Annotated in this window: 9 protein-coding genes; 7 read left to right on the top strand and 2 right to left on the bottom strand. The window is 55.1% G+C overall.

Annotated features, from left to right (window positions below; translation table 11 throughout):
• Positions 1–173: 173 nt before the first annotated feature.
• Positions 174–317 (bottom strand): hypothetical protein, encoded by a 144-nt coding sequence (locus GX466_07265; protein ID NLH94001.1) that lies wholly within the window; start codon positions 315–317, stop codon positions 174–176.
• Positions 318–509: 192 nt separating this feature from the next.
• On the opposite strand from GX466_07265, the gene GX466_07260 reads away from it, so the two are divergent.
• From GX466_07260 to GX466_07245, 4 genes are all read left to right on the top strand, one after another.
• Entirely contained in the window at positions 510–1,652 is a 1,143-nt protein-coding gene (locus GX466_07260; GenBank protein NLH94000.1) for an iron-containing alcohol dehydrogenase, read from the top strand.
• A 98-nt stretch (positions 1,653–1,750) separates the two neighbouring features.
• Positions 1,751–2,719: a signal peptidase I gene (gene lepB / locus GX466_07255; GenBank protein ID NLH93999.1), complete on the top strand. Its 969-nt coding sequence runs from the start codon at positions 1,751–1,753 to the stop codon at positions 2,717–2,719.
• Positions 2,720–2,745: 26 nt separating this feature from the next.
• Entirely contained in the window at positions 2,746–3,915 is a 1,170-nt protein-coding gene (hemW, locus tag GX466_07250) for a radical SAM family heme chaperone HemW (GenBank protein NLH93998.1), read from the top strand.
• Positions 3,912–4,646, top strand: a complete 735-nt coding sequence (locus GX466_07245) for a CCA tRNA nucleotidyltransferase (protein NLH93997.1) — start codon at positions 3,912–3,914, stop codon at positions 4,644–4,646. Before hemW ends, GX466_07245 begins: the two co-directional genes overlap by 4 nt.
• 398 nt (positions 4,647–5,044) lie before the next feature.
• Here the strand turns inward: GX466_07245 and GX466_07240 are convergent, their stop codons facing one another.
• On the bottom strand, positions 5,045–6,613 hold the full coding sequence (locus tag GX466_07240; protein ID NLH93996.1) for a hypothetical protein: 1,569 nt from the start codon (positions 6,611–6,613) through the stop codon (positions 5,045–5,047).
• Positions 6,614–6,930: 317 nt separating this feature from the next.
• Between GX466_07240 and add the strand changes: the two genes are divergently transcribed.
• From add to GX466_07225, 3 genes are read left to right on the top strand one after another with little or no spacing between them, the layout of a single operon-like run.
• Positions 6,931–8,010, top strand: a complete 1,080-nt coding sequence (add, locus tag GX466_07235; protein ID NLH93995.1) for an adenosine deaminase — start codon at positions 6,931–6,933, stop codon at positions 8,008–8,010.
• A 2-nt stretch (positions 8,011–8,012) separates the two neighbouring features.
• Positions 8,013–8,609: an SIS domain-containing protein gene (locus GX466_07230; protein ID NLH93994.1), complete on the top strand. Its 597-nt coding sequence runs from the start codon at positions 8,013–8,015 to the stop codon at positions 8,607–8,609.
• On the top strand, positions 8,606–9,643 hold the full coding sequence (locus GX466_07225) for a T9SS type A sorting domain-containing protein (GenBank protein NLH93993.1): 1,038 nt from the start codon (positions 8,606–8,608) through the stop codon (positions 9,641–9,643). The genes GX466_07230 and GX466_07225 overlap by 4 nt, the downstream gene beginning before the upstream one ends.
• The last annotated feature ends 170 nt before the right edge of the window (positions 9,644–9,813 follow it).

Genomic DNA, 9,813 nt, shown 5'->3' with positions numbered 1-9,813 from the left:
GCTACTTAGCATCCGACGTTTGAGTTCTGATGCCGGCAAGGTGTCGCTTACTTGAATCTTTCTCATCACTACCTCCAGTGATATGAATACAGAGACAGGATAATCAATTCTAGTATTTATGCAAGCGAAATGGTATTAGCGCTCAAGACCATCCCATTGGTCAGCCCCGTGTCCTAGTAGCTGTAAGAGCCGTTCGAATTAGGCATCAGGCCCTGGTTCCATACCCAGGTTGAGGCAAGCAGAGTCTCACCGTTCCCAGCGCGGCGGTAGATGTTGTAGCTCAGCAGCAGAACAGCGAGGCAGACGATACGATGCATGGATGTCTCCTGCAGGGATGCTTTCTTCTTTTTACTTTTTCTTTCTTAATGCCGGGGCTGTCAAGAAATATGTTTTGAAGAGGATTCGCTTGGCGGTGAAGCGCATTTCAGCTTGCCCGGCAGCGATTTGCCTTTAATATATTCTTGAACCGACAAGGCTTTTGAATCAGTTTACAAGATTAAGGAGCAGAAATGGATTCCTTCATTATGCACAACCCCACCCGGGTCCATTTTGGGGTGGGAACGATAGAGCGGATCGGACCAGAACTTCAGAGTGCCGGAGTGCGCAAATGCCTGCTGGTGGCTGGTGGAGGCTCGATTCGCGCGAATGGCGTGTACGAACAGGTCAGTAAAAGTCTCCGGGGCAGCCGGATCGACTGGACCGAGGCTTGGGGTGTGCAGGCCAATCCCACTCTGGAAAAGGTGTATGAGCTGATTGCCCTTACCAAAACCGAGCAAGTGGACGCCATCCTGGCCGTGGGAGGAGGCAGCGTTATAGACAGCGTTAAAGCCACCGCGGCAGGTTTTTACCTGCGGGATGTGTGGAACGCTTTCACCGGAGTGGAAAGGATAGAACAGGCTTTGCCCGTCTTCACGGTGCTCACGCTTTCCGCCACCGGCAGCGAGATGAACGGCAACGCCGTGATCACCCACACTGAAGAGCAAAAGAAGTGGAGCATTGGCTCCCCGCTACTCTATCCGCGCGTTTCCATCATCGATCCCTCTGTGCAAAGCAGCCTGCCCTGGCGCCAGACGGTGAACGGAGCCCTGGATGCCACGGCGCACATTCTGGAATACTTTTTCATGGACAGCCCGGCAGAAACTACACGCGCCATCAATGTGGCCCTGCTTAAAACCATCACTTCAGCCACCAACAGGCTGCAGCAGAACCCCGCCGACCTCGTGGCCCGCGGAAACCTGGCCTGGTGCGCCACCCTGGCTCTCAACGGCATCAGCGGCGCAGGCCTTCAGGGCGGTGACTGGGCCTGCCACAGCATTGAGCACGCTTTTTCCGTTCTGGACCCCCGCATCGCCCACGGAGAGGGCCTAGGAGTGATTTTTCCCGCCTGGATCGAGTATGTAAGCGAAAGACAGCCCGCCCGCTTCGAATATTGGGCTAAAAACGTGCATGGCGCCGACAGCGTGTCCCACGCCCTGCGCCACTTTCGCGACCAGATAGAAGCTTGGGGTTCAGCGACTTGCCTGCGCGACCTCGGCATACGCGAAGACCAGCTTTCCCAGTTGCGGGACATCATCCTGCAGTCACCGGGACTGGGCAGGATCATCGAATTCGGCACCGCGGACATCGAAGCCCTGCTGATGCTGGCCTTCTGATGCATTCTGGCCTCGACACAGACTTGGCTTGACAATTTCCCGCTTGACAAAAGCTGGCAACCTTAAAACTGGTGTGGATATCAGTTTTAATGAAGGAAATGATGAAAGATAAAAACATAATCAAGGCCAAAGCGCGAAAACAGGAATACAAAGAGCCGGCTTACACCATCACGCCCATCCCGGAAGGAAAGAAGTTCCGCCGCCGCAAACCCTGGCTGCAAGACTGGATCGAATCCATCCTCTTCGCCTTTGTGGTGGCTATGATCATTCGCAACTATACGTTCCAGAACTTCATGATCCCTTCGCCCTCAATGGAAAAAACCCTGCTTACCGGCGATTACCTTGTGGCCAACAAATTGAAGTATTTCTTCGCTGACCCCAAACGCGAGGACATCGTAACCTTCCGCTTTCCCAAGATCGAGAAAGACACACCGGAACACCCGGATTCGAAGGACAACTTCATCAAGCTCTTTCATCCTCTCTATTTCAATAAAACCCAAAGCTTTGCCAAATTTCCCATGACCTTTTTCCACATCACCTATTACGCCCGCAAAAATGTGGTCAAACGCGTGATCGGCATGCCTGGCGACATCGTTGAGGTGCGTGACAAACTGGTCTATGTGAATGGGAAAGAGTTCACCCAGGGTTATGAATGCTACGGCATTCCGATCCCTTCGCCGCCCGAATCGCCAGCCCAGATTTTCCAGCACCGCTACGCGGAAAGCGACAATGACAACTACATCACAGTTGACGATTGGTATGAACCTTACCGCGTGCCGGCCGACAGCCTCAAAGGAATCCCCGCCCGCACAATCTACAACCGCGACTGGTTTGGCCCCATCAAGGTGCCCGAGGGCAAGTATTTCGTGATGGGCGACAACCGTGACGTGAGCGATGACAGCCGCTACTGGGGATTTCTTGACCGCAAGGACATCACCGGCACACCCTGGCTGATCTTCTTCTCCAAAGGCATCGAATACAACAAACTCTTCGACACACCCCACGTCCGCTGGGACCGGATGTTCCGCTTAGCCAAAACGCCCAAAAAGGCCAAAGCCTCCGGATAATCCAGCTTCCGGGGTGAGGGATGGATATGTGTCCCAGCCTGGATGCCTTTTCTGATGCGGCTCTCCGCGATGGTCGCGGGGTGGCCGTCTATCTGCATATCCCCTTTTGCCTGGCCCGCTGCGGCTATTGCAGCTTTTTCAGTCGTCCTTTTTCCCGCTCCGCCCAGGAGGAATACCTTGGTTATCTGCGGCGCGAGATCGACCTCTGGCAGCAACGCAATCCCGCTCTGAAACAGGCGCGGACCCTCTACTTTGGTGGTGGCACGCCTTCGCTGTTGGAAGCGGATCAGATCAAATCCCTTTGCGGCCTGTTCGACTTGGCTCAGGAGGCCGAGGTCACCCTGGAGATAAATCCCATCCAGATCACTGCACCCTACCTGCAAAAACTTGGTGAAACACCCGCGAACCGGCTTTCCATCGGCTTGCAGAGCATGGATGACAAAGACCTGGCCTGGCTGGGCCGGCGCCACCGCTCAGACCGGATTCCCGCCCAGATCAGGCTTTGCCGCGAATATGGATTCGGCAATCTCTCCCTGGACCTGATCTATGGGCTGCCTGGACAAGACGTGGACAGTATTCGCCGCAACCTCGACTACTACCTCGCCCTTAGCCCAGACCATATTTCCGCCTATCTGCTCACCCCAGATCCGGACACGCCTTTGGGACGCGACCTTGCCTCCGGGGCGCAAACACCCCTTCCGGATGAGGATGACCTTGCCGCGCAATACGATACCCTGCGTGAAACCTTGATTGCCGCCGGTTTCGAACACTACGAGATTTCCAATTTCTGCCGCCCGGGAATGGCTTCGCGTCATAATCTAACTTACTGGAAAAGCAAGCCTTGGCTGGCTGTGGGCGCCTCGGCGTCGGGCTGGCTGCCGCCTTTGCGCTATACCAATCCGGCTGATTTGGACCAATACTATCACAACATTGACACGCAAAAGATGCCGGAAGAGGCCGGGGAATGCTCTCTGGAGCAGGCTTGCGCTGACCACATCATGATGGGGCTAAGGCTGCTTGAGGGACTGGACCTGAATGAACTTCAAAGCCTCTACCAATATGACCTGCGTAGCGCAAAAGCGGCCGAGATCGCCAAACTGAGCGCTTCCGGACTCCTCGCCCTCGAAGGAGACCGATTGCGCCTGACGGATACGGCTCTCTTTGTTTCCAATGCCGTGATCGGGGAATTGCTGTGAAGCTGGAAGAGCTGCGGTTGCTTCTGGCTGAAGCCACCGTAAACTCAAAATTCTGGGGGAAATGCTACTTTGCCGGCGGATGCGTGCGCGACCAATTGCTCGGCAGGTCTGATCAGGTTTTGGACGCCGACATTGCCGTGGAATTGTCCCGTGGCGGCATCGCCCTGGCCCGCTTTCTGGCAGGTCGGTACGCCGTGTCGGAACCCAAGGCCCATCCTGCCTTCGGAACCGCCAAACTCACTCTGGAAGGCATCCAGCTGGAATTCGTGATGACCCGGAGCGAAATCTACCGTTCTGGAAACCGCTTTCCCCAGGTTCGTTTCGCCCCTCTCAGTGCTGACTGCCTCCGCCGTGATTTCACCGTGAACGCGCTCTATCAGAGGATTTCGGACGCGGATATTCTGGACCCCTGCACCCTTGGCCAGCAAGACCTCCACAACCGCCTCATCCGCTGCGTCAGAAATCCCCACACATCGTTTAAGGAAGATCCCCTGCGCCTGCTGCGTGCCCTGCGTTTCGCGGCCGTGCTGGATTTCGAACTGGAGGCCCAAACCCTTGCCGCCATCCGCGATCTGGCTCCGCTGGTCCGCCAACTGAGCCAAGCTCGCTGCCAAAGCGAAAAGGAGCGGCTTAATTCAGTTGCTTCGCCCCAACAACTGGACCGCTGGCAGAATCTGGCCAAGTCCACAGGCATCGGCGACCATTTGCCCAATACTATCGCAAGCACCTGAAATAGTACCTGCCTATAATCCCCACCCCGACCGACATTCATCATCCAAGACCTATCTTACTCTCATTTTTATAGAAAGAGGGTTCGACTGCCATCATTCCAGCTCTTGTTCCCCCGCGAAGGAACGAAGCAATACCGTCTGGCCATTAAGGCCTTTTCCTGCGTCCCGGACGCGCCTCCCGCATCATGCCCGTATTTGATGCGAGGATTATACGAGAGGCGTGGGAGGGGGATGACCTCGAGCGCTCAGGGCCCGACTGGCAGGACATTGCGATGGATTAGCATTGATGGCTCTTTTTCAAAACGGACATTGTTCATCCTAATTGAGCTTGAGCCAAAACCTTCAGGGAGCATGTCTGGACCGGGTAAAGCGGGATGAACGGGATAAGAGCCCGGGATTCAGTTCAGCAGGTCGCTTCCTTCGGTTTTATCCGCTTTGTCGAGCAGCAAACCCAGCAGGGAGGGAATGAGATTGGTTTCCAGGCCGATGCCTGCGTAGAGGCTGAATCCATCGAAAGCGGCGTTGCGGGCGGGAACGCCGGCTGGCCAGTCAGGTTGGGGCAATTCCGCGTCCTCGGTCATCCAGGCGGCAATATCGTTGTTTGAATACCAGTCCCCACCCAGGGGTTGCTGGTAACGGGCACCGAGGTGCAGATTCAGGTAGTTGTACTTGGCCAGGCGGACGCCCAGTTGCAGCCTGGTTTCGCCGCCCCACTGGAAGCCCCAGACTCTGTATGTGCGTCCGCTACCTTCTTTGAAGGCAGTAACATAGGAGTAATAGCCGATTTCGCTCACCAGCGGCTTTTGATAGGAAAAATGGCCGATCAGCTCAATCTGCGCGTGCAGAAAACCGGCGGGAGAAATATGTGCCAATCCTGTGCTGACGCTGGCGAGGTCGAGCAAAATGCCGGAATGCTTGTTGTCTTTTTCCCAGGTGAAAACCGCCTGGTCGAGCAGGCTGCCGCCGATCATGTAGTTCGGATAGCGTGAGGTGTAGGGTTGGGTGAGTTCTTTTTGCCAGAGGTTGATGGCCTTGAAGCGCAACCCGCTGACAGAGAATCCGTTGCATAAAGGAGTATAACCGGATTGGCCGGTGCCGGCGAAGCTGAAATAGTGGTTCGCTTCCAGCACCGCGGCAGGCATGAGGCCAAAGCGCCAGGTGTATTCGCGGCGTTTTTCCGCGTCGCTGATCTGGCGGGTTTTGGCGAATTCCAATTCAAGGGGCAGGTCTTCCCCGGCACGGATGGTGAAAGTTCCCGATCGCGCGGTGTGGGGCGCGGGTGGAAAGGCTGTGTAGCTGTGCTCACCTTCCAGGAGTTTGAGTTTCTGCACCTTCTTTTTCGAGACGCCGTCGATCAGGTAGCGTGTGTCATCCAGAGAAGAGTTGATGGTAACGGTGCCGTATCTAAAATCCATGCTCTGGTCGAGATGCATGCCGGCCTGGATGGTTATCGGACGGGTGATCAGGTAATCCCCAAACCCGGTGACGGCCTTGGGCAAAGTGGCTGTCACTGTGTAGGTTCCGGGCGGGAGGGGCAGGTTTTCCACTTTGCCGAGTTTGGCGTTGTCGATGGTGAAACGGGCATAGGTTTCGTTGCTGAAGAGGCTCAGGGTACCGTGGGGAAAATCAAATTTCCCGACGGTGGTTTCGCCTTGCCGGATTTCCATCTGGCGTTCCTCGGCAAAGGGGCCTGTGACTGGATTTGCTCCGAAAGCGCGGACCTGATACATTCCTGGGGTCAGAGGCAAATACTGCACCTCAGTATATTCACGGCCGTTGATCTGGTATTTCACACCGGGAAGGTTACATTGCAGAAGCAGATAGCCTTTCACCGAATCCGTTTCCTGGGCGAACGCGAAGAGGGACAGGGATAGCAGGATAAGCAGCAAGCCTATCCTAACCGCATGTCCGCTTCGCGCGGGGGAAAGCTGTTTGAAACTTGTTTTTCCAAAGTGGATTCTATTCACCGGACTCACCTTCTCTAGCGATTTTGGTTATACTTGCCAAACCGGAGCTGCTGTCAAGACAAATGTTTGCCGCGTGCAGCATCAGGGCGTTGGGAATAGGCTTCTGGTTGCATTAAATGGCCATTTCTCGGGTTTGAGGATTATCAAAAATGTGGATAACTGCCCCAACCCAACTTAGAAAGCTGATCGATTATGTATATCACAAAGGTCATCGACTGTCTTATCCAGACTGAGTTATTCAAGTCAGCATGTTTTTTTTGATTGACAGGCAGCCTGCATCCGTCAAAATGACCTGTTAAGCAAATAAGGATAATATGATGGATATCAAAATGACCCGGGAGTTCATCCAAAAACTCCCCAAGACAGACCTGCACGTTCACCTGGATGGCAGCGTGCGCATCGACACTATCATAGATCTGGCCAAGCAGTTCAAGATCAAGCTGCCCACTCTGGACCCGGACGAGTTGCGCGACCTGATCGTTTGCGGCGACCACACCGAAAGCCTGGAAGACTATTTGAGCGGCTTCGGGATCGTGAACCTGGTGCTTCAGAACAAGGAAGGCCTGCGCCGCGCGGCCTATGAACTGGCCGAGGACGCCGCCAAAGAGAACGTGCGCTATATGGAAGTGCGCTATTCCCCAATACTGCATACAAATAAGGGCCTCAAACTCACCGAGATATCGCAGGCTGTAATCGACGGGCTCAAACAGGGGGAACGAGATTTTGGAGTCAAGACCGCTGTTATCATTTGCGGTTTGCGCAACATGGACCCCACCACCTCGGTGAAGCTGGCAGAATTGGCTATCGCCTTCAAAAACAAGGGCGTGATCGGCTTTGACCTGGCCGGAGGCGAGTACAACAACCCCGCCAAGGACCACAAGGAAGCCTTCGACCTTTCGCTGAAAAACAATCTCAACATCACCATCCACGCCGGCGAGGCCTATGGTCCTGACAGCATCCACCAGGCGCTTCATTATTGCGGCGCGCACCGCATCGGGCACGGCACCCGGCTGGTGGAGGACGGCGATTTGCTGAACTATGTGAACGACCACCGCATCCCTCTGGAGATCTGCCTCAAGAGCAATTTCCACACCAAGGCGGTGCCGGATATCCGCAGCCACCCCATCGACTTTTACATCGACTTCGGCCTCCGAGTGACCATCAACACAGACAACCGAACCATTTCAAACACCACCCTCACCGACGAATATCTGCTGGCCATCAACGAGCTCAAACTGGATTACCCCACCATAAAAAACGTGCTCCTGAACGGTTTCAAGAGCGCCTTCATACCATATAAGGAGCGCGTGCGCCTGATCAATTCCATCCTGAAGGAACTGGACGAGATCGAGGAAGACGAGCTGAAAACCAAAATCAAGATTCGGGAAAACCTCTGAACATGCGTGAACTCATCCAAGCTTCCTGCACCGCTGCCAGCCACGCCCTGGAGACATTTCTGGCTGATGATGGCAATTTCGCCGCCATCGAAAACATAGCCAGGCTGATCGCCCGGAGATTTGACTGCGGCGGCAAGGTGATAGTTTTCGGAAACGGCGGCTCGATGTGCGACGCGATGCACTTCGCGGAAGAGCTTACAGGCCGCTTTCGCCGGGACCGCAAGGCTCTGCCCGCCATAGCGTTGTCTGACCCCAGCCACATCACCTGTGTGGGCAATGACTATGGTTTCGAACAGGTCTTCGCCCGAGGCGTGGAAGCTTACGCCGTGGCTGAGGACGTGGTGCTGGGAATTTCCACAAGTGGCAATTCACCCAATGTGATCCGCGCCCTGGAAACCGCGCGGGAACTGGGCTGCCACACCGTCGCCCTGCTGGGCAGGGATGGAGGCAGGCTCGCCGGAAGCTGCGAATTCCAGATAATCGTGCTCGGCGAACACAGCGACAGGATCCAGGAACTGCACACCCTAATCCTGCACATCATCATTGAATGCGTGGAGCGGCTGCTCTTTGCGGACGCTTCCGGAGACATAAGACCATGAAGAATATGATCCTTACCCTGCTCCTGCTGCTGGCCGTTGCCTTCGCCTGCGCCCAGGGCAATTACTACGATAACGTGATAAACCTCAGCGGACAGCAACTCTATTCCGCGCTGCGCACTCTCATCTCCACGAACACCAACAGCGATTACGGAGCAGCCAAAGAGTTTCTATTTCAGCAACTTGACAACCACAACGGCTATGTGACCTGCATCTATACCGGCGAGGAATATTACGTTGGCTACAACTACACCGGTTCCAACAACCCAAACACCGAGCACACCTACGCCCAAAGCTGGTTCAGTTCGAATGAATCCAGCCGGAAAAAGGCCGATTTGCACCATCTATATCCCTCCAATTCGGTGGTGAACAGCTCGCGGGGCAATTATCCCCTGTTCACGGTGGCCAACCACGCCTCCGCGAACGTCTATTACAACGACACCCCCTGGCAGAGCTACCGTGGCCAAAGCTCAGGCGGCTACACGGTTTTCGAACCGGCCGACGAGAGCAAGGGCAACATCGCCCGTGCCCTGCTTTATTTCAACACCCGCTATAACGACAGCCTCACCCAGCAAAACGTGAACATGACACCGGTGCTGGTGCAGTGGCATTTTGCCGATCCGCCCGACGCCGCCGAAATCTCCCGCAACAACGGCATTTACGGCTTTCAGACCAACCGCAACCCCTATGTTGACCATCCGGAATTCGTGGGCCGCATCTGGGGCGGGGTGGCTGTGGATGAAGAAACCGCTTCTCCAGCAGCGGAACTGAGTTTGGACCGGGTTTGGCCAAATCCGTTTTCGGATTCCACCACCCTGTCCGTGCAAAGCAAGGAAGCCCGCCAGGCCAGCGTTTCCGTGCATGATGTGAAAGGCCGGATTGTGAGCTCCTGGAGCCAGGTGCTTACTGCCGGAAATTCTGAAATATCTTGGAACGGCAGGGATAAGGAGGGGCAAAAAGCCGCTCCCGGAGTATATTTGATCCGCTTGCACAGCGATGGGCTTAATGCCTCGGCCAAAGTGCTGATGAGCCAGTGAACGGAAAATGGATTAGGTAAACGGATAAGAATTTCAAAAACGAAGCCGGGACGATGGTCCCGGTTTTTGTTTGTGCCGGCATTATAACTTGGGAATATCTTTCAAATCAAGGAGGTTAGCCAAGTTGCGGCAAACGAAAATGGGGATGTGAACGGTCGGGAAACCCCGTA

The organism is Candidatus Cloacimonadota bacterium (assembly GCA_012516855.1).
GTDB lineage: Bacteria > Cloacimonadota > Cloacimonadia > Cloacimonadales > Cloacimonadaceae > Syntrophosphaera.
Note: the sequence above shows the minus strand (reverse complement) of the source record. Positions and strands in the feature narration are given on the sequence as shown.

Coding starts and splice junctions, on each gene's coding strand:
- lepB (NLH93999.1), top strand. CDS start 1,751: ATGATGAAAGATAAAAACATAATCAAGGCCAAAGCGCGAAAACAGGAA.
- GX466_07265 (NLH94001.1), bottom strand. CDS start 317: ATGCATCGTATCGTCTGCCTCGCTGTTCTGCTGCTGAGCTACAACATC.
- hemW (NLH93998.1), top strand. CDS start 2,746: ATGTGTCCCAGCCTGGATGCCTTTTCTGATGCGGCTCTCCGCGATGGT.
- GX466_07230 (NLH93994.1), top strand. CDS start 8,013: ATGCGTGAACTCATCCAAGCTTCCTGCACCGCTGCCAGCCACGCCCTG.
- add (NLH93995.1), top strand. CDS start 6,931: ATGGATATCAAAATGACCCGGGAGTTCATCCAAAAACTCCCCAAGACA.
- GX466_07225 (NLH93993.1), top strand. CDS start 8,606: ATGAAGAATATGATCCTTACCCTGCTCCTGCTGCTGGCCGTTGCCTTC.
- GX466_07260 (NLH94000.1), top strand. CDS start 510: ATGGATTCCTTCATTATGCACAACCCCACCCGGGTCCATTTTGGGGTG.